Source organism: Mycobacterium conspicuum (assembly GCF_010730195.1).
In the GTDB taxonomy this organism is placed as follows: Bacteria; Actinomycetota; Actinomycetes; order Mycobacteriales; family Mycobacteriaceae; genus Mycobacterium; species Mycobacterium conspicuum.
In genome coordinates this window covers 3,229,729-3,254,525 of sequence record NZ_AP022613.1, presented here as the reverse complement: position 1 = coordinate 3,254,525, position 24,797 = coordinate 3,229,729, and the positions used below count along the sequence as shown (strand labels likewise).

Annotated in this window: 28 protein-coding genes; 9 read left to right on the top strand and 19 right to left on the bottom strand. The window is 63.2% G+C overall.

What is annotated here, in order from left to right:
- Positions 1-39: 39 nt before the first annotated feature.
- The 16 genes from G6N66_RS14995 to G6N66_RS14925 all read right to left on the bottom strand — a co-directional run bounded on the left by G6N66_RS14995 (position 40) and on the right by G6N66_RS14925 (position 12,728).
- Positions 40-1,281 carry a cytochrome P450 gene (locus G6N66_RS14995; protein WP_085232888.1) on the bottom strand — a complete coding sequence of 414 codons (1,242 nt, stop codon included), beginning with the start codon at positions 1,279-1,281 and terminating at the stop codon, positions 40-42.
- 15 nt (positions 1,282-1,296) lie between these two features.
- Positions 1,297-2,349, bottom strand: a complete 1,053-nt coding sequence (locus G6N66_RS14990; RefSeq protein WP_085232887.1) for an NAD(P)H-dependent amine dehydrogenase family protein — start codon at positions 2,347-2,349, stop codon at positions 1,297-1,299.
- Complete coding sequence (locus G6N66_RS14985; protein ID WP_085232886.1) at positions 2,346-3,419, bottom strand: NAD(P)H-dependent amine dehydrogenase family protein; 1,074 nt, start codon at positions 3,417-3,419, stop codon at positions 2,346-2,348. The genes G6N66_RS14990 and G6N66_RS14985 overlap by 4 nt, the downstream gene beginning before the upstream one ends.
- Positions 3,416-3,847: a hypothetical protein gene (locus tag G6N66_RS14980; protein ID WP_085232885.1), complete on the bottom strand. Its 432-nt coding sequence runs from the start codon at positions 3,845-3,847 to the stop codon at positions 3,416-3,418. The genes G6N66_RS14985 and G6N66_RS14980 overlap by 4 nt, the downstream gene beginning before the upstream one ends.
- Positions 3,848-3,868: 21 nt before the next feature.
- Positions 3,869-4,474, bottom strand: coding sequence for a hypothetical protein (locus G6N66_RS14975; RefSeq protein WP_232079513.1), 606 nt, complete (start codon positions 4,472-4,474; stop codon positions 3,869-3,871).
- A gap of 86 nt (positions 4,475-4,560) precedes the next feature.
- Positions 4,561-4,689, bottom strand: a complete 129-nt coding sequence (locus G6N66_RS30090) for a hypothetical protein (protein WP_263988263.1) — start codon at positions 4,687-4,689, stop codon at positions 4,561-4,563.
- Between the two features lie 14 nt (positions 4,690-4,703).
- Positions 4,704-5,489 carry a CbbQ/NirQ/NorQ/GpvN family protein gene (locus tag G6N66_RS14970; RefSeq protein ID WP_085232883.1) on the bottom strand — a complete coding sequence of 262 codons (786 nt, stop codon included), beginning with the start codon at positions 5,487-5,489 and terminating at the stop codon, positions 4,704-4,706.
- Positions 5,486-7,015: a nitric oxide reductase activation protein NorD gene (locus tag G6N66_RS14965; protein WP_085232882.1), complete on the bottom strand. Its 1,530-nt coding sequence runs from the start codon at positions 7,013-7,015 to the stop codon at positions 5,486-5,488. The genes G6N66_RS14970 and G6N66_RS14965 overlap by 4 nt, the downstream gene beginning before the upstream one ends.
- Positions 7,016-7,474: 459 nt before the next feature.
- The gene (locus G6N66_RS14960; RefSeq protein WP_139825213.1) at positions 7,475-8,182 is read right to left on the bottom strand and encodes a hypothetical protein; all 708 of its coding nucleotides are present in this window, start codon (positions 8,180-8,182) and stop codon (positions 7,475-7,477) included.
- 139 nt (positions 8,183-8,321) lie between these two features.
- Positions 8,322-8,687, bottom strand: coding sequence for a carboxymuconolactone decarboxylase family protein (locus G6N66_RS14955; protein ID WP_139825201.1), 366 nt, complete (start codon positions 8,685-8,687; stop codon positions 8,322-8,324).
- A 100-nt stretch (positions 8,688-8,787) separates the two neighbouring features.
- Positions 8,788-9,222 (bottom strand): carboxymuconolactone decarboxylase family protein, encoded by a 435-nt coding sequence (locus tag G6N66_RS14950; protein WP_139825200.1) that lies wholly within the window; start codon positions 9,220-9,222, stop codon positions 8,788-8,790.
- Positions 9,223-9,304: 82 nt separating this feature from the next.
- Positions 9,305-9,574 carry a cytochrome C oxidase subunit IV family protein gene (locus G6N66_RS14945; protein WP_085232878.1) on the bottom strand — a complete coding sequence of 90 codons (270 nt, stop codon included), beginning with the start codon at positions 9,572-9,574 and terminating at the stop codon, positions 9,305-9,307.
- A gap of 4 nt (positions 9,575-9,578) precedes the next feature.
- Complete coding sequence (locus tag G6N66_RS14940) at positions 9,579-10,169, bottom strand: cytochrome c oxidase subunit 3 (RefSeq protein WP_308205857.1); 591 nt, start codon at positions 10,167-10,169, stop codon at positions 9,579-9,581.
- Positions 10,166-10,936, bottom strand: coding sequence for a hypothetical protein (locus G6N66_RS14935; protein ID WP_232079315.1), 771 nt, complete (start codon positions 10,934-10,936; stop codon positions 10,166-10,168). The genes G6N66_RS14940 and G6N66_RS14935 overlap by 4 nt, the downstream gene beginning before the upstream one ends.
- Positions 10,933-11,691, bottom strand: coding sequence for a hypothetical protein (locus G6N66_RS14930; protein ID WP_085232877.1), 759 nt, complete (start codon positions 11,689-11,691; stop codon positions 10,933-10,935). The genes G6N66_RS14935 and G6N66_RS14930 overlap by 4 nt, the downstream gene beginning before the upstream one ends.
- Positions 11,692-11,813: 122 nt before the next feature.
- Entirely contained in the window at positions 11,814-12,728 is a 915-nt protein-coding gene (locus tag G6N66_RS14925; protein ID WP_085232876.1) for an NAD-dependent epimerase/dehydratase family protein, read from the bottom strand.
- A gap of 327 nt (positions 12,729-13,055) precedes the next feature.
- Between G6N66_RS14925 and G6N66_RS14920 the strand changes: the two genes are divergently transcribed.
- Positions 13,056-14,183 (top strand): NAD(P)H-dependent amine dehydrogenase family protein, encoded by a 1,128-nt coding sequence (locus tag G6N66_RS14920; protein WP_085232875.1) that lies wholly within the window; start codon positions 13,056-13,058, stop codon positions 14,181-14,183.
- A gap of 10 nt (positions 14,184-14,193) precedes the next feature.
- Here the strand turns inward: G6N66_RS14920 and G6N66_RS14915 are convergent, their stop codons facing one another.
- The gene (locus G6N66_RS14915; protein WP_085232874.1) at positions 14,194-14,793 is read right to left on the bottom strand and encodes a TetR/AcrR family transcriptional regulator; all 600 of its coding nucleotides are present in this window, start codon (positions 14,791-14,793) and stop codon (positions 14,194-14,196) included.
- A gap of 213 nt (positions 14,794-15,006) precedes the next feature.
- Here G6N66_RS14915 and G6N66_RS14910 point away from each other — a divergent pair, with 213 nt between their 5' ends.
- The 5 genes from G6N66_RS14910 to G6N66_RS14890 all read left to right on the top strand — a co-directional run bounded on the left by G6N66_RS14910 (position 15,007) and on the right by G6N66_RS14890 (position 19,577).
- Positions 15,007-15,795 carry an SDR family NAD(P)-dependent oxidoreductase gene (locus tag G6N66_RS14910; protein WP_085232873.1) on the top strand — a complete coding sequence of 263 codons (789 nt, stop codon included), beginning with the start codon at positions 15,007-15,009 and terminating at the stop codon, positions 15,793-15,795.
- Positions 15,796-15,822: 27 nt separating this feature from the next.
- Entirely contained in the window at positions 15,823-16,896 is a 1,074-nt protein-coding gene (locus G6N66_RS14905) for an NAD(P)H-dependent amine dehydrogenase family protein (protein ID WP_085232872.1), read from the top strand.
- On the top strand, positions 16,893-17,711 hold the full coding sequence (locus G6N66_RS14900) for a mycofactocin-coupled SDR family oxidoreductase (RefSeq protein WP_085232871.1): 819 nt from the start codon (positions 16,893-16,895) through the stop codon (positions 17,709-17,711). The genes G6N66_RS14905 and G6N66_RS14900 overlap by 4 nt, the downstream gene beginning before the upstream one ends.
- Positions 17,712-17,849: 138 nt before the next feature.
- Positions 17,850-18,917, top strand: a complete 1,068-nt coding sequence (locus G6N66_RS14895) for an NAD(P)H-dependent amine dehydrogenase family protein (RefSeq protein WP_085232870.1) — start codon at positions 17,850-17,852, stop codon at positions 18,915-18,917.
- An 87-nt stretch (positions 18,918-19,004) separates the two neighbouring features.
- Positions 19,005-19,577 (top strand): isomerase, encoded by a 573-nt coding sequence (locus G6N66_RS14890; RefSeq protein WP_085233021.1) that lies wholly within the window; start codon positions 19,005-19,007, stop codon positions 19,575-19,577.
- A gap of 48 nt (positions 19,578-19,625) precedes the next feature.
- On the opposite strand, the gene G6N66_RS14885 is transcribed toward G6N66_RS14890, so the two are convergent.
- On the bottom strand, positions 19,626-20,252 hold the full coding sequence (locus tag G6N66_RS14885) for a TetR/AcrR family transcriptional regulator (protein WP_085232869.1): 627 nt from the start codon (positions 20,250-20,252) through the stop codon (positions 19,626-19,628).
- Positions 20,253-20,345: 93 nt separating this feature from the next.
- On the opposite strand from G6N66_RS14885, the gene G6N66_RS14880 reads away from it, so the two are divergent.
- The gene (locus G6N66_RS14880) at positions 20,346-21,560 is read left to right on the top strand and encodes a cytochrome P450 (RefSeq protein WP_085232868.1); all 1,215 of its coding nucleotides are present in this window, start codon (positions 20,346-20,348) and stop codon (positions 21,558-21,560) included.
- Positions 21,561-21,568: 8 nt separating this feature from the next.
- Complete coding sequence (locus G6N66_RS14875) at positions 21,569-22,525, top strand: SDR family NAD(P)-dependent oxidoreductase (RefSeq protein ID WP_085233019.1); 957 nt, start codon at positions 21,569-21,571, stop codon at positions 22,523-22,525.
- Here G6N66_RS14875 and G6N66_RS14870 read toward each other — a convergent pair.
- Entirely contained in the window at positions 22,512-23,204 is a 693-nt protein-coding gene (locus G6N66_RS14870) for a hypothetical protein (protein ID WP_139825199.1), read from the bottom strand. The two genes, G6N66_RS14875 and G6N66_RS14870, sit on opposite strands and share 14 nt — an antisense overlap.
- 78 nt (positions 23,205-23,282) lie before the next feature.
- Here G6N66_RS14870 and G6N66_RS14865 point away from each other — a divergent pair, with 78 nt between their 5' ends.
- Complete coding sequence (locus tag G6N66_RS14865) at positions 23,283-24,788, top strand: carboxylesterase/lipase family protein (RefSeq protein ID WP_085232867.1); 1,506 nt, start codon at positions 23,283-23,285, stop codon at positions 24,786-24,788.
- Positions 24,789-24,797 lie beyond the last annotated feature (9 nt).

Sequence of the window (24,797 nt, the reverse complement as noted above, 5' to 3'; positions counted from 1 at the left end):
CGGGTGAGCGGTCGGGGAGCGGGAGGGGTGGAAGTTGGGTCATCGGCGGCCGAACTCTACGGGAAGGCTTGTCGGCCCGCTCATGCCGAGCATGGGCTTCCACGGTGCGGGTCCGGCACGGCGGGCGTCCGGAAGCCGGTTGGCCAAAATCTTGAGTCCTTCGGCCAGCTCCAGCCTGGCCAGATTCGCGCCGAGGCAATAATGCACGCCGCCACCGAACGTCAGCACCGCCGGCGCGTCCTTGCGGGTGATGTCAAACCGGTCCGGATCGGGATAAATATCGGGATCACGATTGGCCGCAAAGGAATTCACAAAGATGTAGCTGCCGGCGGGGAACGTGTAGCCGTCCAGCTCGACGTCGTCGTACACGGTGCGGACGGTGTTGCACACGGCGGGCGAGTGCCGCATCGTTTCCTCGACCGCAGGCATCGCGAGTTCGGGGTGCTCGCGCAGCATCGCCCACTGCTCGGGGTGATCGAGCAGTACCTGTACGGAAGCGGCGAGCTGATTGCGGGTGGTGTCCGTTCCGGCCAGCAACAAGCTGGCCACGGTCATACGAAGCTCGTCGGCGCTGAGCCGGTCGCCATCATCCTCGGCACGGATGAGATCAGAGAGTAGGTCGTCGGTCAGGCGGTGTCGCCGTTCGGCGATCATTTCATCGACATAGGCGTCGAGTTCGGCCCAACCTCGCAGGATCTCGGGCGCTTCCTCGGCGAGATCGACGGAAAAGTTGGCCATCTTGAAGATGGCTTCGGCCCATCGCGAAAACTCTGCCCAGCTTGCGCGTGGCGCACCGAGCAGTGCGCAGATGATCGGAATCGGGTAGTGGCGGGCAATGTCGGTAACGATGTCGCAACCGTCGGCCCCGTCTATCCTGACGACGCCATCGATGAGTTCGTTGACCACCTCACCGATGGTGTCGTGCAATCGCAAGGTGGCCCGCGGTGTGAATGCCCGCGATACCAGACTCCGCAGCCGATGATGTTCGGCGCCTTCCACGCAGATGATGCTGCCGACCACTCTGTCCCACAGCGGACCTGAGGTCACGCCCTGCGCGGCCAGATGCAGGCCTGGGGGAATGACAAACCTGGTGTCGCGGAGAACGCTGCGCGCCAATTCGTACGAGAGGATTTCGGGACCGAACGGGCCGATGGCGATGGGGCCGCGCAGCTGCGCTGCCCGGATGCGTTCGCAGACCTCGTGCGGCGATTCGCTGATGTCATAGTCCAGCGTCGGTAGTCCAGCCTCGAAGACGCTGGGCGCGCCGGTCGTTGCGGTCATGACGTGCACGTCCTCTCACCCACGGGCCAGCACTCCACGCGGAAGCAGCAGCGGCAAATCGTTATAGGTGGCGATGCCGGGCGGGGCGGCGACAACGGCTGGTATCGCGGTGATCGCCGGCATGGCGGTGATAGTGAGACCCAACATGATGTAGTCGTCCAGCGTCTCGCCGTGAAAGTCCGGCGGCGGAAGGAAACTCAGCGTGCTTTTTATCGTCGGACGGCCCTCGACCGTGATGGTGTACCCGAAATCAGTCGGCCAAGCGGGGTCCAGCGATTGGCCCTTGGTCCATACTCCGCGGATCTCGACGACGTCGCGCCCATCGAGGATTCCCTTCCAGCGGACGTCGATGCCCGCCACGCAGCCGGCCAAGATGGTCCAGTCGCCGGGCAATTCGAGATCTTCAGTGGTCTGCGCGTACTCGACGTCACAGCGGATGCCGTCGAGTTCTATCCCGAGGGCGTCCGCGACCAGGAGAACCGCCTCGCGGAAGATGCCCGATCCCTTCTCGGTTATGTCGCGAAGGTCCGGCTGGTCAATGGGATAGCCGAAGCCCATGGGGATTTCGGTTGCAGGCGAGTTGTAGATCGTGGTGTCGAAAGACTCGACAATGGATATGCGATCCACTCTGTCCGAGATCCCGGCTGTGACGATGGCGAAGAGCTGGATGAAGCCAGGGTTGATGCCGCTGCCGAAGATGGTCGAACCGCCCCGCTCGCAGGCCTCGACGATGCGATCACGCTCCTCACCTAGTTGGTGCCCGTTGATGAATTCGGATGAGGTCACCACGTTGATGCCTGCGCCGAGAATGCGGGCAAGCTCGTCGACCTTGGCGAACATCGGGTTATACACCACACAGTCGGGCTTCAGGGCGAGCAGCGAATCGATGTCCTCAGTGGCCGGCACACCGAGCGTCTCGATGCCGCACAGTTCACCGACGTCGCGGCCGACCTTGTCGGGAGACCACGCGTAACACCCGACAAGTTGCAACATGGGATTCGTCGCTATCGCATGCACCGACTTTTTGCCAACATTTCCCGTCGTCCACTGGACGATCCGGTAGGTCAACGGGAAAGCCCCTTCGACAGCACCCCTCGGCCGATGATGTTCGGCAAATCGAGAAAAGTGCGGATTCCGGGAGCCGCCGCGCACACCGGTGCGATCGCGTGCACGGAATGCATGGCGGTGCCAAGACAGGCCTGGTCGGTGTCGTCCTCGTCATGGATGGCGATCCGAGATTCGAGCACCATCGACGGGAGGCCCTCGACCGTGACTTTCCAGCCTCGCCCATTCGGCCAGTGCGGCGCCTGGTCTGCCCCAAGGCGGGTGATGTGCTCGACGGTCAGGGCCCGACGTCCCTCGATGATTGCGCTGTAGGCGAATCGCACCGCCGACACGGTGCCGGCCTCCACGCGGCCCGCCTTGACGTCGATCGGCTTGTCGGTCGTGGCGACTTTCCGTTCCCAGACGTAGTCCTCGATCGTGGCACCGAGTCCCTCCGCGACCAGCATCAGCGGGGCCTTGAAAGACAGTGCGCCGATGGCGGGTTCGTCCATCGGTACCCGGGTGTCGGGCGGTTTCCCGAAACCCATCACGTCGAACAGCACGAACGGCTGCTCATAGGTGCTGTAGTCCATCAGTTCCTGGACCACCAGCGAATCGATTCGGCGGAACAGCCCAGACATCGCGAGCGGCAGCACCTCTGAGCCCCAGCCTGGCTCGATACCGGTGCCGTGGAACGAACTCTGCCCCTCGGCGCAGGCCGCTTCGAGTCGATCGACGACGTCGCCCTCGGTGCTCTGCGGGTAGATCCACGCGGTGACCGCGGTGGACACCACGTTCTTGCCCGACGCCAGCAGCCGGCAGATGTCGTCGAGGGCGGCCGGTGGGTTCCAGTCACCTTGCGCGTGGTAGAGCACGCAGTCGGCGTCCAGTGCCAGGATTTCGTCGACGTCTTTGGTCGCGATGATCCCGATCGGGTCAAGGCCGACGATCTCGCCGACATCGCGCCCGGCTTTCTCGTCGCTGTAGACCAGTGCCCCCACCAGTTCGAGGTCGGCGTGTTCGTGCACGGCCGCGACCGAGTGCTTGCCGACATTTCCGGTGCCCCATTGGATTACGCGCAATTTGCGTGTCATGGGTGCTGCGCCGAATGCTGTTGGGCCGCCTGACGAGCGAGCCGCTCGTTGTGAATCCTGACGAGTTCGCGGAATCCGAGGCGGTGATATTTGGGTATCGGTTGAATTCCCCAGACATCCTGTGCGGTCGCCTTACCCGCGGCGCCTTCCGGTGGGCCGAGGATCGGGTAGGGGTACTGACACTCGAGTGTGTCGTTGGAGTACCTGATCTTCAGCAGTTCGCTGCAGATCTCCGTGAGACTCAGCGTCGGGTAGCCGTAGTAGACCGCCATGAACGGCAACGTGAATGCGCCTTCGATCACAAGTGCTACCAGGCACACCAAGACGGCGCGCTTGATCCACATGTGCATGCGCGCGTAGTACGGCGTTGTGCCCGGCTCGAGATCGCTGGTCGGGTCTTTTTCTTCGGTCGGTGACTCTGTGGTCATGGGTGTACTCCTTAAACCTGTTCAGTCAGCGAAGATTTCGCGATTGACCGTGTGCAGGTACGGGATCGCGAGGAACGGTGTGATGTAGAAGATGTCGTAGAGCCACCAGCCGATGACCGGAAACACCACGCCCGCGTAACGCACGTCGGCGAACATCGTCATGTTGAACACATAGGCGGACCAGATCACCACGCCCATCCAGCAGGTGATGACCATCCACTGGTGACCCCAGCGCTTCATCTGTAAGAACCCGATCGCTGCGGCCACCCGCATGGAGAACACGGTAAGAATTAGCCCCGCTACATAGGCTTTCTCGCCCGGCCCGGCGGCGCCGCCGATCCAGAGTTCGTTGTAGTGCCAGAAGTAGCCCGCGTCGAACATGTTGCCCCAGCCGACCATGAGAACCCGGTTGATCAACGTGTGGTTGGCCACCAGGTCCAGGGCCCAGCCCAGACTGTTGAGCATTCCGTCGATCAAAACCAGATACCCGATCAGGGTTACGATCATCGGCCGAACCGACAGGCCGGCGCGCAGGGCTTGGCGCTGTAGCCACACCCCGCGCATGAAAATGGGAAACCCGATCAAACCCGGGGCCCAACATCCCATCAATGCGGCGCCGACGATCATCCACTTGTCGGCCCGACGCTGAGCCTGACGGGATTCGTCGTGGTGGTCCTCGAAGCTGACTGGACTGTCGATCTGGGCACGCGTGGTCACAGGTCCCACCATCCTCGGGCAAAGGACATGTAGAGCTGGATTCCGAACATCACCAGTAGATAGCCGTAGATGACGATTTGGAAGATGATGAGCGCCCTCTTGCGCTTTACCTCCTGCGGATCCATTCCGGTTTTCCTTTCTAGGGTGACTCGGCCAAGATGGCTGCAGCGACTTCGCGCAGGCCGTCGGTGATGGCACCGTCGGTGCTCAGGGGCGCGAGTATGCACGCATCGGCAGCCTCCAATTCGGTTGCACCTGCGGTGATTAGCTGCGCGGCGGCGACCAGCACCCTGGTCGATGGCGGTTCGAAGTGAAAGGCTTCGTCGGCGGTGCGGATCGCCACCGCGCATCCCACCAGCCGCTGTGCGGTGGCCAGGGGAATCCCGGCTTCGGCGACGATCACTTCGGCCTCGCGGTCGGGCGGCAAGTACGCCATGGAAAGCGTGACGAACCGCTGGCGAAACGACGGTTTGAGTTCTTTGAGCGAGCTGCGATATGCCGGGTTGTACGAACAGACGAGCATGAACGTGTCTGGCGCTTTCACCACCTCGCCGGCGCGGTCAAGGTATAGCGATCGGCGGTGGTCGGTGAGCGAATGCAGGATGGCCAGCGAGTCGTGGCGAGCCTCGACGACTTCGTCCAGGTAGCAGATCGCGCCGGCTTTGACGGCCCGCGTCAGTGGGCCATCGGTCCACACCACATCACCGCCGGTCACCATGAAGCGGCCAACGAGATCGGAGCTGGTGAGATCGTCGTGGCAGCTGATGGTGACCACCGGCCGCTCCAACAGCAGGCCCATGTGCTCAACGAACCGGGTCTTGCCACACCCGGTGGGGCCGGTCAACATTACCGGCAGGTGTTGGCGGAAGGCCTGTTCGAACAGCTGGACTTCGTTGCCGTTCGCGAGATAGATGTCCATGCTCATGCGGCAACCAACTCACGATGTACATGAGCCAGCACACGCGGCAGCTCCTCTATGCGGCGGATCCGCTGCGAACGACGGGCCCCGAACACTTCTGGCAGAGGATCGACTCGGGTGGGTCCAACGCCCACGTAGTACATCGACACGCCCGCGTCGTTGGCCTCCTCGACCGCGTGTGCGGCGTCTGCCCAGGCGTAGCGGCCCTCGTAGCCTTCATCGGAGATCAGGCCGTCGCCGATGACGATCAGCAGGCGCCGCTCGGAGGGTTGCGCCAGCAGCCGGCTCGTCAAATGACGAAGTGGCGCACCGAGTCTGGTGTAGCCACTGGTATGAAGACCGAGGGTGCTCGGCGGCAGGAACCTGGGGTCCGCGAAGTCCTTCAGGCAGGTAACTTCGACGCGGTGTCGGGTATTTCCGGTGAACATGAAGATTCCGTGTCGTTCGCGGGCGCGGTTCATTGCGCGCGAAAGCGCGTCGGCGCAAGCCAATTCCAGTCGGAAGATCCGCCCGCCGTGCACGCCCAACGATGAACTTCCATCGAGAAGCAGCGCGGTGGTGACGTCTCGGCTGCTCGGTAGCAGTTCGCGGAAAATGCGGGGATGGCTTGCCTGGCCGGTCATCGTGTCGACATAGTGGCTGACGTACTGTTCGACATCCAGATCGGAGCCGTCTTCGAGGCGATTCTGCATCGCGCGATGCGTGTGTTCTTCGAACCACTTGCGGAGGTCGGCGGAGATTGTGCCGGGTTGGCGACCGCGGCTGGCATGTGCCCGCTCGAGAACCGCCACGTGGTCTCGCATAAAGCTCTTCGTCCACGCATTCCACTCGGGATAGGGAATGCCAGGCCTGTGGTCGGGGGTGAAGTCAAAATCGTTGTCCTGCGGCCGGCTCGGTGGCGGCAGGTTGGGATTGCGGACACCTCCGTCGCCGCCGACGGGAACGGAATACGGCCGCGGCACGCGTTTCTGCTTGGTCGTCCACGGCATCCGGCCGAGGCTGCGTCGCAGCTTGTCGGCCAGACCCTGCGGCATCGTGTAGGCCAGCGGCAGGTTGCCCAATAGCGGGTGCACCGTCAGCGCCTGCCCGCGGGCTGCCAACGCGAAGGCTCGGTTGAGCATCTCCGGAGCGGCCATGTCGCCGGCCTCGGGATGCAGCTCCGGCAGCACGCGTCGGACCTCGGACAGCAGCCCCGGCCAGCGCGACGCGATCCAGCCCAGGGCGACGCTGGCTTCGACGATGGTGAGCGCGCGTAGTTCGCGAGCCGACAGCTCGTTCAAACGATATGCGGTGATGCGCTCCTTCGAGGGCGAACATTGCAGGGCCACACCGCATGTCAGGGTTCGGCGCGTCCAGTCGGGCATTTCGGGGTAGGGCACGTGAACGAAGGTGAGCGGTCCGTTCAACCCGAAGGCGCGCCGGCCGCCCGTGACGAGCCGGACACCTTCGCGGCGTTGCTCGCTGAGCGCGACCGCCGTCAGGGCGCAACTTCGCTCGAGCGCCATCGCGGGAGCGTCGGCGAGCTCAGGCATTACCGGCACCCCACCTTTCGCGGGCGCCGGTCAGAACGTGCCGATGTTCGAGAACAGCCAATACCAGAACCAGATGATTAGGCCGGTGCCGCCCCAAGCGGCGACGTAGCGAAGGATCTCCCAGAGATAACCCACAATCTGACCTCCTCAGTGACGTGCTCCCAGCCGACTGGCGCGGGATCCGCGGGGCGGACGTCCGTGCCGCCTCTGTTTGCACGCGACCGACACACGCTTCTTGTCCAGAGCCGCTAGCCGGTTGCATCATCCGCCCTTTGCGCGTCCATTTTACTGATTGAAGTCAACGATAATGGTCGCGGCAGATGTCTGTCTAGACCTGACTGAATATCGAAACGCCTTCTTATGCAACTGAATTCTCCGTTGGCCAGTCTGAATCGTCGATGCGCTCACACGAATGGCGATCATCGAGATATCGTGCGGGCCAACGGCATTCAGTGGCATTCAGTCGGAGAAGATTTCTCGGTTGACGGTGTGCAAATAGGGGATCGCCAGGAAGGGGGTGATGTAGAAGATGTCGTAGAGCCACCAGCCGACGACGGGCAACACGACGCCGGCGTAGCGCACGTCGGCGAACATGGTCATGTTGAAGACGTAGCCTACCCAGATCACCACGCCCATCCAGCAGGTGATGACCATCCACTGGTGGCCCCAGCGCTTCATCTGCAGGAAGCCGATACCGGCGGCAATGCGCATTGTGAAGACGGTCAGGATAAGGCCGACCTCCCAGGCTTTTTCGCCAGGTCCGGCCGCACCTCCGACCCACAGCTCGTTGTAATGCCAGAAGTAGCCGGCATCGAACATATTGCCCCAGCCGTTGAGCAGCACCCGGGCCAGTAGCGTGTGGTTTCCTATCAGGTCGAGGGCCCATCCCACGGTATTGATGGCGGCGTCAATGATGACCAAGTAGCCGAGCATCGTGACCAGCATCGGCCGCACCGAGAGCCCACTGCGCTCGGCGCGACGCAGCAACCGCACCCCCCACAGGAACAGCGGCAACCCGAAGATGCCCAAGGCCGCGGTGCCAATCAGCAGACTGCCGGAGATAAGCCATTTGTCGGCCTGGCGCTGCGCGCGTTGCGATTGCTCCGCGTGCTCGTCGAAAGTTAGCTCGGGCGGGGCGGCCGTGCCGACGCCGCCGGAATTGCGCAGCTGAAGCTTCGGCAGGTTCACCAACCCTCCTCATCTTCTGATGCAACTTGGGCCGCCAATGCACTGTAACAGACTGACTATAGTCAGCCAATATCCGAGACGGCGATCTGCCGACCGCGGAGTCCCGGGACGTGGTCAGCTATTGATAGACGAGTTCGTCGTCTTCGGGTTCTAGGCCGGCGGCAACCACGAGCTTGGAGCCCGGTCGGAACCGCACAAGATCCAGGATCAACTCCGCCACCTGATCCTGTGAGTAATAGCTACGCAACTCCGCCCAGTCGGCGACCCCAAAAGCCTCCGGATCCGTGAGGAAGGCCTTGGTAAGGCGAAGCACAACTTGCTGCTGGGCCGGCAGATCGCTGCTAGCCGGGTCCTCGAGATATTTGACTGCGGCCTCGTCGAACCCGCGATCGATCGCAGCGTTCAAGCGCAGGTTGCGGCAGATCGTGCAGCGCGACAATTGTCCACTGAGGATCCGCAACAATTCGCGGGTCACGATGTCCACGGACCCGGGATATGCCACCTGTTGGAACCGCATCTGGGCAGCGCCCACGTCCGGAGCGGCATCTGCCAGGGAGGTACCCGTTCGGGGAGTGCTTGTCATCTCACCACCTCGCCGCGCCCAGCACGAGCCGGGCGCGCTGGGTCGTCTCGAAAAGCCCACACGCGTAGGTCAGCACGAGGAAACCTCCTTCTCCGATTTCGTCGATGACCGCGCGGCAGAGTTCGTCGGACACCTCTTGCGCGTCGATGAGGAGCTGCTCGGCGTAGCCGAGACAGGCACGCAGTCGGCGATCGAAGCGGCTGCTGGTTGGCCACCGCGTCAGCGAGTCGACCAGGGTCTCGTCGAGGCTATCTGTCGGTGCTCGGGGTGTGCGATAGTCAAGTGCGGCACGGCAGCCTAGAAGTTGTGCTATCCGCAATCTGCAGAGCTCTAAAATCGTTGGAGATACCAGGGTCTGATCCCAGATGGCGTATTCGATGTCGCGCAGTGCCGCGGCATATTCCGGGCGTGCCCCGACGACGTCGTCGAATGACACGCTCGCGCCGGCGTCTTCAGTGCCTAGCACAATTCCTCACCCACCTAGCATCGTGCAAGATGACCTAGCCTCGCGCCGCGCATCACCACAGATATATCCCGACAATCGTCGCGCACAGGGTCAAAATCCACACGTCCGCGAAGACGCGAAGCCACCGCGGGCCCGATCTGACTTCCATGAAATGCCGAATGATCAAGTAGACCTTGCCGAACGCAATTGCCAGAACCACCAATGCCACCGCCGTGGTCGCAGCGCGCCCGTACCCTTGTTCGGCGTGGCCCAGCAGCCACGTCACGGCGGTGACGGCTGACAGCACCAGCCACACGTAGGTGATGCGTCGCGCATCCGTCATCCGTTCACCTCATCACGTAGAGCAGCGCGAAAATGATGACCCACAGCAGATCCACCATGTGCCAGTACGTAGTAGCTTGCTCGACAACCTGCGACCGAATCGGGTTCGTTCGCACGTAGACCACGACCACAGTCAAAATGATCAGGCCCATGACGACGTGCAGCATGTGGACACCGGTCAACACGTAATAGAACGCCATGAACGTGCCGCCGGAGAACGTGTGGCCCGCGCTGATCTCCAGCCACCATTCGCACAACTTCAGCACGATGAAGATCGCGCCGCACGTTGCGGTGGCGGTGAGTAGCCGCGTGGTGCGTTCAGCGTCGCCGGCGCGCGCAGCGAGGACCGCCTGCGCGGCAATCCACGAGCTAAACAACAGCAGCAACGTGTTGACCACGCCCATGTCGAGATACAAGTTCTGTTGTGCAGCGGTGAAGGCGTTGACTTCACGAGCTCGGAAGATCATGAACGCAACGAAGTACGAGGCGAAGATGATCATGTCACCCAGCACGAAGAACCACATCGCCCCGTCACCCGGCAGGTATGGAATTGGGCGCCGGCTCGCGGCTAGTTCGATCTGCCGGGTTTCACTCACTGGAGGGCTTCCGGATGTTCGACCGGCTGCTGTTGAACCGCACGGTATAAAACGTAGAACTGGCAGACTTGCCAGAAGAGATAGACCGCAGTGTCGATGTAGAAGGCCACCAAGCCGTTCCACGCGAAGGGACCCGAACGGAAGTTGAACACCACTGCGGCAACGAACTCGGTGACGATCTGCCAGATCGTGGCGTAGCCGAACCACTTTGGGTAGATCTTGTTCTTGTCAAGGAGGATCGCCGCTCCCAGCACCGCCCACGCCGCGGCGAAGCACCCAAGAGAGCCGATGTATGACAGGAACGCCATGTCGTACAGCAACATCAGCGTCTCCGGTGAGCGATCCGGCCGCAACACCGCCGTGAGGAAGGCGAAGGCACCCCACAGAAACCCCGGTGTTGCGCCGACCGAGAGCGTACCGATGAATGCATAGGCGAAGACGGGGTGCACCGTCATGCGCCGGATCTGGTAGGCGATGAGGCCGTTGGCCGGGCCGACAAAGCCGGCGATCACCATCAGCGACCCGAACCCGATCTTGATGCCAATCGACTGATGGTCGAAGAATGCCGCGACCTGTTCCGGTGTGATGTCCGGCCGCCTTGGCGGCATGAGCCGGGCCAGCGGGATGTAGATAACGCCTTGCAGCGCATAGAAAATGGGGATGGTCCACCACACCGCCCAGAGATCGATCCTGGGATTGGTGAGCCAGCCGCGTCGGCGGTAGCCCGGCCCGCTCGGCGAGACGGGTGGGGGAGCGGTTCGGGTCATGGTGCATACTCCGCCCGGCTTTCCTCGGCATCGCTGGCCTGTTGCTGAACAGCCTTGCGCAACACGAAGAACATCACCGTGACGTAGACGCTCAACGCCACCAGCCGGAGCCAGAACGAGACCGCACCGTTCCAGGCGAGCGGTCCCCTCGTCACCACTGAAGCACCCGCAGCGGGTGCGACTGCCGCGGCGATCACCAGGTTGAAGGGCGCGACCCAGCGCGGCAAGATCGGCCGTTCACTGGAGTCAAGAAAGACGGCGAACGCCAAGCAGAGGTTTTGCACGAAGATCATGCCGACGGGGGCGACGAAGATCATCCACGCCATGTCGTTGAGCAATTGGACCAGCTCGGGATTGCGGTTCGGTCTGAATGCCGCCAGCAGCCACATGATGTCGGCCATGGCGAAGACCGTCGCCCCGCTGGTTGCCGCCGTGAGATAGCAGTAGCCGAGCACCTTGCTGGGCGTTGCCATCCTTTGCATCTGCACGACGATCACCGAGTAAAACGGCAGCAGCATGATGCCGAAGATATTGAACGTCACCATGCTGAAGCGGATTTCGGATGCGTGCTCCCGATAGAAGTCAGCAACCTGTTGCGCCGACATCGTCGGTGACATTGGTGGGAAGAAGCCGGGGAACGCCAGAAACGCGATCAATAGGAACAGTCCCATCGTTGGTACCGTCCACAGGCAAAGAAGTTGAGTCTTCACGATGAAGCTGGCCGGTGCATCGCGCTGATCGTCGACTGTCACCATTTCCCGTCTCCTTCCTCGCAGTGGCGCTACCACGTGGCAATCTTGCCAACGGCGACCACGACTGCGCCCGCGGAATGTCCTCTAGGACAACGAGGCCCGACGGGACTTCGTGTCGGGGCAAACTAGTCGGCCGTGATGAGACCGAGCCTGCAAAGCGTGTCTCGGACGCCGTCCTTCCAGTGCTGCGAGCATTTTCCGATGAGTTGCTCGCGGCGGGTGTTGTCTGACCAGAAGCTGTCGAAATTGACGGGCGACTCTACAAAACTTGCGGTCACACCGGTCAGTTCGGCGACGTATTCACCCATCTGTTGGTCGGTGACGGGGTCGTCGCCGCCCCAATTGACGATCGTTGCGGGGACCGTCGCGATTTCCAGCAGCTTGTGTGCTTGGTCAGCGATGTCAACGCCTCCGATGGGCGAGCCGATGTTGTGGTAGCCGACCGGTTTGAGCCAAGGCTGTCCATTCTTGAACGTCTGATACTGCATGACGGGCAATCCGCCGTGACCCGTCCAGCTATATCCGACGTTCATCCGGGCAATAGTGGTGGGGACGTTGAGCATTCGTGCGGCGGCGCGAACGCTGCCCTCGGACGTGAGCTTTGCGACGGGGTAGACCTCGGCGTAGCTGGCGAGTCCGCCGAGGGGGTCGGTCTCGGCGTAGGCGTGGTTGGGGTGGTCCGCATGGGGCTTGTAGACGCATGTGCTGGATACATGAAGGAACGCCTTCGCCTCGCGACAGTGCTGCATCAGCAAGGCGGATCCCTCGGCGTTGATAGTGATGGCCCGATCATGTTCGGGGCTGAGATTCAGTGCCGAATGAACGACATGGGTGAAGTCGTCCGGCAGCATTGAGTTGTCGCCTGTGTCCAAATCCCACAAACATGTCTTGATCCCGAGTGCCTCCAGCTCTGCCCGCCGGTCGGGGTTGCTGAACCGCGCCGCGACCCAGACCTCGTTGTCTCGGGCGAAGTCTTCCGCGATGGGGCCCGCGATCTGGCCGGTACCTCCCGTCACAAGGATCTTGCGGTCTTGCAGCATGGCCAGGAACCCTTTCGTTCGCAGAGTGACTGCGCCCACTGACTTTACTCAGTCAAGGGCCCCATCCGTCAAGGGAAAGCCGCGCGAATTCGGGCCCAGATTTGCTACCGGAGCTTTGCCAGCTTGTCGATCGATTGACCAGCTCGCGCGAGGGTTGGGCGCTCGACTGATGCGGCCGGCCGCCGCAGCGATTGGTCGTTTCTTTACTGACAAAAGTCAGGCGCCGGCCGTTGACATCGTGTTGACGTGGTGCCTACGCTCAGCGAGCGCTTAGCCACGAAGGCATGGCGATTTGTCCGCGCTGTCGGTGCACGCAAAGGAGTCGCAATGACGCTCACCCAAGACAAGGCAGCGACGCGAAAGTCACCGTCCGAGCGGAAATATCGCGTCATCCAATGGGGCGTCGGCAACGTCGGAACCGTGGCACTTCGCCATTTTGCCCACAACCCGGCCTACGAACTGGTCGGGGTGCTCTGTAATCGCCCGGAGAAGGTTGGCAAGGACGCTGGCGACCTCTGCGGAAAACCCCCGACTGGGGTGCTCGCTACCGACGATAAGGCGGCCATCGAAGCTCTCGATGCGGACTGCGTGTTCTACGCGCCGTTGTGGTCTGATCCCGACGAAGTCTGCCGCCTGCTGCGCGGCGGGAAGAATGTGGTCGCGTCGGGTGGGGCGTGGTGGTACCGAACAGAGCACAGTCAGGCGGACATCGATAAGATCCATGCGGCCTGCCTCGAGGGCGGTACATCGTTCCACGCAGGCGGTATCAACCCCGGTTTCGCCGGAGACCTCCTGGTCCTGACGCTGGCCCGGATCGTCAGCCAGATCGACACGATCCATATCTACGAGGTCGTGAATTTCGGCAGGGATACCTTGAAGTATCTGTTCGAGATGGGGATGGGGAGCGATCCCGCCGGCTTCGAAGACGGCCCTAATCTGCTGGGACAAGCATGGCCATTGTTTGCACAGTCGATGGCAATGATCGTCGAGCACATGGGCAAAACGGTGGAAAAGTACACGACCGAGGTGGAACTCGGGGTCGCCACGCGGGACATCCCCTTCGAGGGCGGGGAGACCAGCGACATGCCGGGCTTCAAAGGCGTGATCCCAGCGGGCACCGTTGCCCGCCAGCATCACAAGTGGACGGCATGGGTGGAGGGCCGGCCGCTGATCGTATTTCACGAGATCTACACCATGGACAGCTACGACGCTATTGAGCCACAAGAGGATTGGCCTCAGCACTATCATTACCGCATCGTGATCGAAGGCGACTCGTCCACGGAGCTGATCCTGCAGGGCGCCCAGGATCCGGCCGGCGGGTACGCGTTGCCCGGCTACACCTGGACCGCGATGGGCCCCGCGAATGCGATTCCCGCAGTCTGCGATGCCCCGCCAGGGTTCATGTCCCACAACGAACTTGGGCTGATGCCGCTGCGCGGCGTGATACGCCCCTGACGCGCCAAGGTTAGGGCTGCATGCTCCGCAACGTCCGCGCGACATAGTCTTCCAACAGCGCGTGGCCGGTAGGCCAGTGATTCGTGGTGATCAACAGGGCGTAGAGACCCAATAGGAAGAACACCGCACTGTTCATCGGATTGACCTGCCGGTCCACCTCGCCACGTTCCTGGGCCAAGCCGATCTCCTGGGCAACCAAGACGATCAGAGGATGGTCTCGGCCATCCTCGGTGGGTGGACGGGTTTGGGAAAAGTGCAGCGCCAGAAAGTCATTGAAGAGCAGATAGCCCAGACGATGTTCCAATCCGACCACCAGGCGAACGGCCTCGTTGAGGGCGGCAGCGAGGGTGTGTTTGGTCTTAAGAAATTGCGCGAACTGCTTGGCGATGCGGTCCTCTTCACGGCGCTCTAGCTCGAGCAGAACATGTTCCTTGGTGGGGAAGTGGAAGAAGAAGGTTCCATGGGCTACCCCCGCAGCCGCCACAATCGCGCTGACGTCGGCTTCGGCCATCCCGGCTCTGGTGAACTCCGCGATCGCGGCACCCATCAAGCGCTCCCTCGTCTGCAAGCGCTTTGCTTCGCGCAGCGACAGCTTGTCCGTCACAGCCATTTCTTCCCTTACGGTTGACCTGACTCACTCAGAGATTATGAGGATAACCCAAACGCTGTGCGCGGTGCGCCTCAGAAAGTCTTGCTCAACGTAGTTGTTGGCTCGCCAAAGCTAAGTGCCGGAGACGTCGCGGGGGTCTATTCATTGACTTTAGTCAGGATACATCCCTAGATTTAACGGGCGCGCACACGTCACACTATCGAAGGAGCCCAGATGGCGTTGGAGCAGTTCCAGCTTGACGGACAGGTCGCGATCGTCACGGGCGCCGGCAAGGGTGTCGGTGCCGGCATCGCCCGGGTGTTGGCCGAGGCGGGCGCAACCATCGTCGGAACCGCACGCACCGAGGCCGACATCGTTGGCACGATTGCGGGTATCGAGGCCGCCGGAGGCAAGGGTCTGGCGCTTGTCGCGGACGCTATGAGTCGTCCCGACGGCGAACGCGTCGTCAACACTGCTATGGAGCGCTTCGGCCGAATCGATATCTTGGTCAACAACGTCGGTGGGTCGAGCTATGCCCGGTTCCTAGACATCACCGACGACGATTTCCGGCACACCTTCGACTGGTGCGTGACTTCTGCGTTCATCATGAGTCAGCTCGCGGCCCCGCACATGCTCGATGCTGGGCACGGTTGCATCATCAATATTTCGTCGGGGTCGGCCCGGTTCGGCATCCGGGCGTTGACCGCCTATTGCGTCGCGAAGGGTGGCCTTGAGGCACTCACCCGCGCGATGGCGCAGGAACTCGCGCCGAAGATTCGTGTCAACGCGATCGCGTTGGGTTCGTTCGCTACCGACGGTTTGAAAGGCAGCCTGGATCTGATGCCGGGCTCGCTGGAGAAGATGCAGGAAGCCACGCCCCTGCATCGCCTCGGCGATGTCGAGGATCTGGGCCGGCTCGCGGTATACCTGTCGACGCGCGATTGTTATGCCACCAACGCCATCTTCCATGTCGATGGCGGCATCGACTCGAACAACTCTCCACTGCCGATACCCGACTATTAGACCCGCAGCTGCGGTAGGAAGACAACCATGCGCAGAGTAATCCAGTTCTCCACCGGCAATGTGGGTCGGCATTCGCTACGAGCCATCATCGGTCGACCCGACTTCGAACTGGTCGGGGTACACGCGGCCAGTGCCGACAAGGTCGGCCAGGACGCAGCGCAGCTGTGCGGGCTGGACGAGCCCACCGGCGTGATCGCCACCGACGACATCGACGCCCTGGTGGCCCTCGGCGCCGATTGCGTTGTCTATACCTCGCAAGGCGAGACGCGACCGATGGAGGCCATCGATCAGATGTCCGCATTTCTGCGGGCGGGAACCAATGTTGTCGGTACATCGATGGTCTGGCTGGTCACTCCGCACCATGCCGACGATTGGCTGCGAGCGCCACTGGTGCAGGCCTGCGAGGCGGGGAATTCTTCTCTCTACATCAACGGCATCGACCCTGGTTTTTCCGGTGACACCCTGGTGCATTCTGCTGTGAGCCTGACCACCCGCGTCTCCTCTGTCACCGTGCAGGAAATCTTCGACTACGGAAACTATGACGATGCCGAATTCACCGGTGCAGCAATGGGATTCGGCACAACTGAGAACGACGATACAGCGATGATGTTCCTGCCCGGGGTGATCGTGTCGATGTGGGGCGGCCAGGTGCGTAGTCTGGCCGACAACCTCGACATCAAGCTCGACGAGGTGCGCCAGCGCATCGAACGCTGGTTCACCCCAGAACGCATCGAGTGCACGATGATGACGGTGGAGCCCGGACAGATGGCCGCGGTGCGGTTCGCCACCGAGGGGGTTCTCGACGGGAAGCCAGTGATCACACTCGAGCACGTCACCCGGCTGACTACTGCCGCCGCGCCGGACTGGGATTTCCCGCCGGAAGGCCACACTGGCGTCCACCGTGTTGTCGTGGAAGGCGACCCGCGGGTCGAGATCAACACGCACGTTTCTCATCCGACTCTCGATTCCACTGACGCCGGGTGCATCTCGACGGCCGGCCGGGCGGTGAATGCCATCGATTGGGTGTGCCGCGCGCCCCGGGGCCTGATCGCCGTGGAGGATATTCCCCTGTCCGCGACGATGCGCGGCCTGGTCTGGTGACAGCAGCCCCTTCGGGACGCGTCGCAGGTAAACGTGTCCTCATCACCGGCGCCGCCCGCGGTTTGGGCCGCAGCCACGCACTACGGCTCGCCGAGGAAGGCGCGGATCTCATCCTGGTCGACATCTGTCAATCCCTGCCGCAGCTCGACTACCCGTTGGCGACCGAGGAGGACCTCGCCCAGACCGTACGACTGGTCACCGAACTTGGCCGTCGCTGCGTGAGCCGCGTCGTCGACGTCCGCGACGACGTTGCGTTGCGCTCCGCCGTCGATGACGGCGTCAGCGAGCTGGGCGGTCTGGACGCAGCGGTCGCCAATGCCGGGGTCCTGACGTCGGGGCCTTGGGACAGAACAACACTCGAGCAGTGGCGCATGGTGGTCGACATCGACCTCATCGGCGTGTGGAACACCTGCGCGGCCGCGATACCGCACCTACTGGAGCAGGGCGGCGGCAGTCTCGTCAACATCAGCTCCGCGGGCGCCATAAAGGGCTTTCCGCTACAGCTGCCTTACACGGCCGCCAAGTACGGCGTTGTGGGTCTAACGCTGGGATTGGCCAACGAACTGGCCGCCCAGAATGTGCGGGTGAATGCCGTGCTTCCCACCGGTTGCCATACCGGCATGATCCCCCCGTCGTTCGGCGTCGCTCTGGGCGAGGAACGGCCCGACCTGATTCCGATCTTCGTCAACGCGATGCCCACGCCGGCAGTGGAACCCGCCGACGTGAGCAACGCGGTGCTGTTCCTGATTTCCGATGAGTCCCGATGGGTGACGGGACTGCAGTTCAAGGTCGACGCGGGGGTGACCATCAACTGACCCGTTCACACAGCCACTTCGTCGGTTCGGAGATTTGAGAGCAGGGCTGGGGAGTCGGCGCGGTTGGTGGGTCGTGGTCTTGAGAACGACAGCTAGAAAAGGGAGAGCGGCAACAGCACGGGGGACGGAGGAGGCGGTATGGCGAACACACCTCTGCGAATCGTGCAGTGGACTACCGGAAACGTCGGTCGGCGATCGGTGCGCGCGATCTCGACCAACCCGCGGATGCAGCTGGTCGGCTGTTACGCATGGTCGCCCGACAAGATCGGCTGTGACGTTGGCGAGCTGAGCGGAATTTCTCGCCTTGGTGTGACTGCGAGCGACGACGTGGACATGCTCTTGGCTTTGAAACCCGATTGCGTGGTCTACAACCCGATGTGGCCCAATACCGACGAGCTCGTGCGCATCCTGTCTTCGGGTGCAAACGTGGTCAGTACGGCGTCGTTCATCACCGGTGACCACCTCGGCGGCGACGACAAAGAGCGGATCGAAGCCGCCTGCCAACGTGGCGGCGCCACGATCTTCGGGGGCGGGATCAATCCGGGTTTCGCGCAGCTGCTCGCTGTGGTGTCGACGTTGGTGTGCGATCGCGTCGACAAGATCACGGTCACCGAGTCCGGCGACAGCACTCTTTATGACTCCCCAGCGACTGAGCTTCCTGTCGGGTTCGGCAAACCGATTGATCACCCCGGCCTGCAAGAGATGACCGCCGCCGGGACCTCTGTGTTTAAAGATGCCGTTGGGTATCTGGCTGAGGCGCTCGGTGTCACCCTTGACCACATTCGCTGCGAAGCCGAATATGCACAGACGACCGAGCCGCTCGACCTGCCCGGCAACTGGCGGATCGAAAAGGGCTGCGTCGCAGGAGTCGACCTGCGCTGGAAGGGCCTCATCGGCGATCGTGAGGTCATTGAGATCCGGATGCGGTGGCGCAAAGGTCAGACTCTGGATCCCGATTGGCGATTCGACCGCATGGGCTACGAGATCGAGATCGCGGGTCAGCCAACCGTGAAGACCGCTCTGGATATTCTTCCGCCGCCAGACTTTCCGGCCGAGACCTTGGCTGACTTCATGGTTCTTGGGATGATCATCACCGCGATGCCGCCGCTGCATGCTATTCCCGCAGTGGTGGCCGCGGCACCCGGTATCGCTACCTATAACGACCTACCGTTGACACTGCCGAGGGGTATCGCGCTCGGTGGGTAGTAGAGCTGCACTGCAAACCATTGACTTTCGTGGAACGCGCACGGTTCCGCGGGAATGCCGGATATGTTGTTGTGCCAAGATCTTCCGATGAAGCCGTACAAGATCGACCCGAGCGTGCTGCACAAGGTCGCCAAGGACGTTGTCGGTCTGCCACTGGAAGGTGGTGAGCTGCTAGCGCGCACTGTGACTCTGCTTGCCGGCGAATATCCCGACCTTATCGACCCGACGCCAGGACGTTGGGTTGGTAGCAAGGCAGGCGGCATCCTCGGCAAGGTGCGCTTTCTCTATTTCAGCCCCCGCGAGTACGTCGTCATTTTCGGATCGCCAACTGGAACACAAGGCTTTTCGGGCCGGTACAAACATGTAGAAATCCATAAGTTCCTGCTTGCTGGCCGGATTGACTCGTACGATCTGGAGTCCGACGAGGCACTGCCGTTGGCGCCCCTGTTGCCCGGCGGCCACGCCTGCCTCGAGAGAGGCAACGCAAGGGGGCTCACAATCCACGCCGGTTCCTGGCACATCGAGTACGGCCGGGGCGCGGTGGTCACCACACTGCCCTTCGCAATGGTCGACACGCTGCTCGTATCGCTGGAGCTGGAATCCGTCCTCCGCTCGGCAGTCGAGTTCACGAAACTGATTCGGCGACGACTCCGCCGCTGACTTCTCGGCCCGCACGCGAAGTCGCAAGTCAGTCGATGCACCCAGCCTTCATAAGGGCCAGTCGTTTGGCTCGAGCGCGTGATAAGCGGCGACTGGGGGCAGGGGTTGCCGCTCGTTGGTCGATATCGCATCGAGCATCAGGACGACGTAGCGCCGCCAGCCATCACTATTCAGCTCCATCGTGGCGAGCACGCTGTAGAGCATCGCGATGATGCGCAGGATGTCTTCGCCCACCAGATCGGGGCGGACGACACCGTCCTGCTGGCCTCGATGGACAAGCTCGTTGAGCGCCTCGTCCAACGAATCCGAGATGTCGGCGGTCAGCGCACCTGCCCGTTGCGCGGCGAGCATCAAATTTTGCTCACGGGCGCCCAGCGATATCGCGGCTTCGATCAGTTCGGTGAGACCACGCAGCGGATCGGCGGTACGGCGGGCTCCAGCGATCGCCGGTGTCAGGTCTTCGGCGATGCTCTGATCGAGTGCGGCCCGGACCAGGTCGGCTTTCGCCGGAAACCTGCGGTAGAGGGTTCGCTCGCCGACGCCGGCACGACGCGCGACAGCCTCGACCGGCGCATCGGGCCCCAGCTCGCCATACACGTCCCGCGCCGCGCGCAGGATGCGCTCGACGTTGCGGGCCGCGTCCGCTCGCAGCCGACGGTCTTCCACCGCTGTCACTCGCAACAGCCTAACTGACGGTTGACTGCCAAAAACGGCGGTTCTAAGCTCTACAACTGGCAGACATCTGACACTTAACGGGAAACAGTGGGTATGTCAACAACTTCCAAACTTCGCCCCGACGCCGACCTTCCGGTGCTCCCCGCCCCGCGGGATGCGCGTTGCCCCCTCGCGCCGCCGCCGCAGTTCGCGGACTGGCGAGAGGAGCCCGGGCTGCGACGGGCGATGTTTCAGGGCAACCCGATCTGGGTGGTCAGCCGCTACCAGGACATCAGGGCGGCACTGGTAGATGCGCGATTGTCGGCCAAGACCATTCCGGATTCCACCATGCCGAGGGACGCTGAGAACAAAATCCCGGTGATGTTCGCACGCACCGATGATCCCGAGCATCAGCGCTTGCGCCGAATGATGGCCAGCAACTTCACTTTCCGGCGTTGCGAATCGATGCGGCCGCACATTCAGGACATGGTCGATCACTATCTGGACCAAATGATCTCCAGCGGGGCGCCGGCCGACCTGGTGCGGGAATTCGCCTTGCCGGTGCCGTCGATGGTTATCGCGCTATTGCTCGGGGTGCCGCCGGAAGATTTGGGCCTCTTCCAGCACAACACCACCGTGGGGTTGGACCACAGGTGCACCGACGAGGAGAGGGGGCAAGCTTTCGGTGCGATGTATGCCTACATCGAGGAGTTGGTGCAGCGCAAAGAACGCGAACCCGGCGACGACCTGATCAGCCGCCTGCTCACCGAGTACGTGGCGACGGGCCAACTCGACCATGCCACCACCTCCATGAACGCGGTCATCATGATGCAGGCCGGCCACGAGACCACCGCCAACATGATTGCATTGGGAACCGTTGTGCTGCTGGAACATCCGGAGGTGTTCGAGCGGTTGGGGCAGACCGACGATCACGCCGTCATCGCCAACATCGTCGAAGAACTGATGCGTTACCTGACCATCGTGCACAGCCAGGTCGATCGCGTCGCGACCGAAGACCTGACCATCGGTGGCCAGCTGGTCCGCGCGGGCGAGTTCGTCATGATGAGCCTGCTCGCCGGAAACTGGGACCCCGAATTCGTCGATCACCCGGAAAGCTTTGACATCGATCGAAATACGCGCGGGCACTTGGGTTTTGGCTACGGTGTGCACCAATGCATCGGAGCGAATCTGGCTCGAGTCGAGATGCAGGTCGCGTTCGCCACGTTGGCGCGTCGTCTGCCCGGGCTGAAATTGGCGGTGGCGCCGGACGAGTTGCAGTTCAAACAGGCCAACATCTATGGCATGAAAGAACTTCCGGTGAGCTGGTGACCGTCCCGATGGGTGACTTGCGGTTTGACGAGCAGGTTGCCGTGATCACCGGTGCCGGCGGCGGTTTGGGCAAGCAGTACGCGTTGCTGCTTGCCGCGCGCGGGGCGCGCGTCGTGGTCAACGACACCGGCGGATCGGTGACCGGAGACGGCTCGAGCGTGCAGGCCGCCAGCGTGGTGGCTGAGGAGATCCGCCGGCAGGGCGGTGCGGCCATCCCCGATGGGCACAGCGTGGCCAGACCCGAGGGCGCAGCGGCGATCGTCGACGCCGCCCTTGACGCCTGGGGCCGAGTGGACATCGTGATCAACAACGCCGGAATCGTCCGCGACGCGCCCTTTGAAGACATGACCCCCGAGTTGTTCGAACCGCTGCTGGACGTGCACCTGAGGGGCGCGTTTCACGTGACGCGACCGGCCTGGAAAGTCATGCGCGAGCAAGGGTACGGCCGGATCGTCAACACCTCCTCGGCCGCGGGAATCCTGGGCGCCGAGGGCATGAGCAATTACGGGTCGGCAAAGACCGGGTTGATCGGGTTGACCCGGGTGCTGGCCGCCGAAGGGGCCGGCCACGGCATCAAGGTCAACGCCATCGCCCCGATCGCCTACACCCGGATGCTGGCGCACTCGGTGGACACCACCGGTAAGCCGGACGACCCGTCGGCGCAGGCGGTGCTGGATGAGCTTGTGGGCCAATACCTTCAGAAGCTGGAGCCGGCACGAGTCGCTCCGGTGGCGGCGTTTCTCGCCCATCGGGATTGCCCCGTTTCCGGGGAGATCTACACCGTGGGGGCCGGGCATGTCGCCCGCTTCTTCATCGGACGCACGCGGGGCTTCTACAGTCCGGCGCTATCCCTCGAGGAGGTGCGCGATCACCTCGACGAGATCCGCGACGAGGCCGGCTACACCGTGCCCGGCGGACCCGCCGACGAGATGAGCCAGCTGTTCGCGACCATCATGAGCAGTTGAACGCGATTCCCACACCATCGGGCGGTGGCACCGACTTCAGGCAGCCGAACGGCTGGACGCCGTCGGGGCTGAACCGTGCCGCCGACTGGTGCGCATAGTTCACACAGAACAGGCCGGATTGATCGGCGCGGCAACGGTAGTCGCCGAATGACAGCGAGTCACCGTTCGCCAACTCGGGCCCGTTGCCGTTGATGAACGGGCCCGGATCGGCGCGGGCCGACCCCACCTGCAGGTTCGTTCCATCGAAGTCGACCCAGCCGCCCTTCCATTCGCCGTAGGCCGTCGCGGGCGGGGGCGGGGGATTGGTCAGCGTGACCAGACACGCCAGCGCGCCGGCCGTGTGCTTGGAGTCGGTCATGCAGGTAACTTTGCCCGCCTGGGCGGTGAACGCGATGTCGGCGCCGAGGGTCGTGGTCGCGCCCTCGCGCGCCGCGGTGTGATAGCGGCCCGGATCCGCCGGACGAGCTGCCTCGATCCAGGCGATGACGTCGGACATCGCGGCTCCGCGATTAGGCACAGCCGGCGCGCTCGACGCGGCCGGTGGTTTGCCGCCCGACGGGGCGGTGGTTGTCGGGCTGACGGTGGACGTCTGCTCCGAGTGGTTATCGCCCGCGGTTGAGCACGCGGCGACCAGCCCTGCAAGCAGGACAGGCCCTGCGACCAGGATGGTGATCCGCATCTCGCCAGGCTAACCGCCACTGCCCGGAAATCCGCGCTCCGCGCGGCCAAGATCCATAGTGTCGGTTACCGTCGGCGTATGCATGAGCGCATTGTCCGCGCGCACACCACCGCCGGCACCGTCGAGGGCTTCACGCGCGACGGCGTCAACCGCTGGCGATCCATCCCTTACGCCCAGGCGCCCGTGGGGCGGCTGCGGTTTCGCGCGCCGCTGCCCGCCCAGCCTTGGTCGGGGGTGCGGCACTGCCATGGCTTCACCAACTGCGCGCCCCAACAACGCCGGTACACCCTCGTCGGTGTCGGCCGGTACCAGCCGATGAGCGAAGACTGTCTGACGCTCAACGTGGTCACCCCCGAACAGCCCAGCGAGGAACCGCTGCCGGTGATGGTCTTCATCCACGGCGGCGGATATTTCATGGGCAGCTCGGCGACCCCGCTGTATGACGGCGCCGCGCTGGCCCGCCGGGGTTGCGTATACGTATCGGTCAACTACCGGCTCGGGGTGCTCGGGTGTGTGGACCTGTCGTCGCTGTCCAGCGCGGATATCACCATCGACAGCAACCTGTACCTGCGCGATCTGGTGCTGGCGTTGCAGTGGGTCCGAGACAACATCGGCCAATTCGGCGGTGACCCAGGCAATGTGACCATCTTCGGCGAGAGCGCGGGCGCGTGCATCACGGCCACGCTGTTGGCGGTGCCCGCGGCCGAAGGCCTGTTCGCCCGCGCGATCTCGGAAAGCCCCGCGTCGGGCCTGGTGCGGTCGAAAGAGGTTGCCGCCGAGTTCGCGACGCGCTTCGCCCGGCTGCTCGGCGCCCGCAGCCAGGACGCCGCCGGTGCGCTGCTGCGGGCGTCGGCGGCCGAGTTGATAGCAGCTCAACAACGCCTGATCGACCAGGGCATGCAGGAGCGGCTGGGCGCCTTCCCCATCGGCCCGGTCACCGGCGACGACATGCTGCCGCTGGATCCCATCGAGGCGATGCGCAGCGGTCGCGCGCATCGGCTGCCGCTGATCGTGGGCACCAACGCCGACGAGGGCCGGTTGTTCACCCGCTTCCTCACCATGCTGCCGACCAACCAAGCGATGGTCGAGGAGCTGCTGGCCGACACGGAACCGGCTGCCCGGGAACGCATTACCGCGGCCTACCCGAATTACCCCGCGTCGTCGGCGTGCATCCAGCTCGGCGGCGACTTCGCGTTCAGCTCGGCGGCCTGGCAGATCGCCGAGGCGCACAGCGCCTATGCGCCGACCTACCTGTATCGATACGACTACGCCCCCCGGACCCTGCGCTGGTCGGGTTTCGGCGCCACCCATGCCACCGAGTTGCTGGCCGTGTTCGACTTCTATCGGACCAGGTTCGGCGCGTTGCTGACCGCCGCGGCCGATCGGCGCGCCGCGCTGCGGGTCAGCAACCAGGTACAACGGCGTTGGCGGTCATTCAGCCGCACCGGCGTGCCGGGCGACGACTGGCCGCGCTACACCACCGACGACCGCGCCGTGCTGGTCTTTGACAGCAAGTGCCGGATCGAGTTCGATCCGCATGCGGACCGCCGGATGGCCTGGGACGGCTTCTCCCTGGCGCAGTGACCTGGCACG

Coding starts and splice junctions, on each gene's coding strand:
- G6N66_RS14995 (WP_085232888.1), bottom strand. CDS start 1,281: ATGACCGCAACGACCGGCGCGCCCAGCGTCTTCGAGGCTGGACTACCG.
- G6N66_RS14985 (WP_085232886.1), bottom strand. CDS start 3,419: ATGACACGCAAATTGCGCGTAATCCAATGGGGCACCGGAAATGTCGGC.
- G6N66_RS14980 (WP_085232885.1), bottom strand. CDS start 3,847: ATGACCACAGAGTCACCGACCGAAGAAAAAGACCCGACCAGCGATCTC.
- G6N66_RS14975 (WP_232079513.1), bottom strand. CDS start 4,474: ATGATCGTCGGCGCCGCATTGATGGGATGTTGGGCCCCGGGTTTGATC.
- G6N66_RS30090 (WP_263988263.1), bottom strand. CDS start 4,689: ATGGATCCGCAGGAGGTAAAGCGCAAGAGGGCGCTCATCATCTTCCAA.
- G6N66_RS14970 (WP_085232883.1), bottom strand. CDS start 5,489: ATGAGCATGGACATCTATCTCGCGAACGGCAACGAAGTCCAGCTGTTC.
- G6N66_RS14965 (WP_085232882.1), bottom strand. CDS start 7,015: ATGCCTGAGCTCGCCGACGCTCCCGCGATGGCGCTCGAGCGAAGTTGC.
- G6N66_RS14945 (WP_085232878.1), bottom strand. CDS start 9,574: ATGACGGATGCGCGACGCATCACCTACGTGTGGCTGGTGCTGTCAGCC.
- G6N66_RS14935 (WP_232079315.1), bottom strand. CDS start 10,936: ATGACCCGAACCGCTCCCCCACCCGTCTCGCCGAGCGGGCCGGGCTAC.
- G6N66_RS14930 (WP_085232877.1), bottom strand. CDS start 11,691: ATGGTGACAGTCGACGATCAGCGCGATGCACCGGCCAGCTTCATCGTG.
- G6N66_RS14925 (WP_085232876.1), bottom strand. CDS start 12,728: ATGCTGCAAGACCGCAAGATCCTTGTGACGGGAGGTACCGGCCAGATC.
- G6N66_RS14920 (WP_085232875.1), top strand. CDS start 13,056: ATGACGCTCACCCAAGACAAGGCAGCGACGCGAAAGTCACCGTCCGAG.
- G6N66_RS14915 (WP_085232874.1), bottom strand. CDS start 14,793: ATGGCTGTGACGGACAAGCTGTCGCTGCGCGAAGCAAAGCGCTTGCAG.
- G6N66_RS14910 (WP_085232873.1), top strand. CDS start 15,007: ATGGCGTTGGAGCAGTTCCAGCTTGACGGACAGGTCGCGATCGTCACG.
- G6N66_RS14905 (WP_085232872.1), top strand. CDS start 15,823: ATGCGCAGAGTAATCCAGTTCTCCACCGGCAATGTGGGTCGGCATTCG.
- G6N66_RS14895 (WP_085232870.1), top strand. CDS start 17,850: ATGGCGAACACACCTCTGCGAATCGTGCAGTGGACTACCGGAAACGTC.
- G6N66_RS14890 (WP_085233021.1), top strand. CDS start 19,005: ATGAAGCCGTACAAGATCGACCCGAGCGTGCTGCACAAGGTCGCCAAG.
- G6N66_RS14880 (WP_085232868.1), top strand. CDS start 20,346: ATGTCAACAACTTCCAAACTTCGCCCCGACGCCGACCTTCCGGTGCTC.
- G6N66_RS14875 (WP_085233019.1), top strand. CDS start 21,569: ATGGGTGACTTGCGGTTTGACGAGCAGGTTGCCGTGATCACCGGTGCC.
- G6N66_RS14870 (WP_139825199.1), bottom strand. CDS start 23,204: ATGCGGATCACCATCCTGGTCGCAGGGCCTGTCCTGCTTGCAGGGCTG.
- G6N66_RS14865 (WP_085232867.1), top strand. CDS start 23,283: ATGCATGAGCGCATTGTCCGCGCGCACACCACCGCCGGCACCGTCGAG.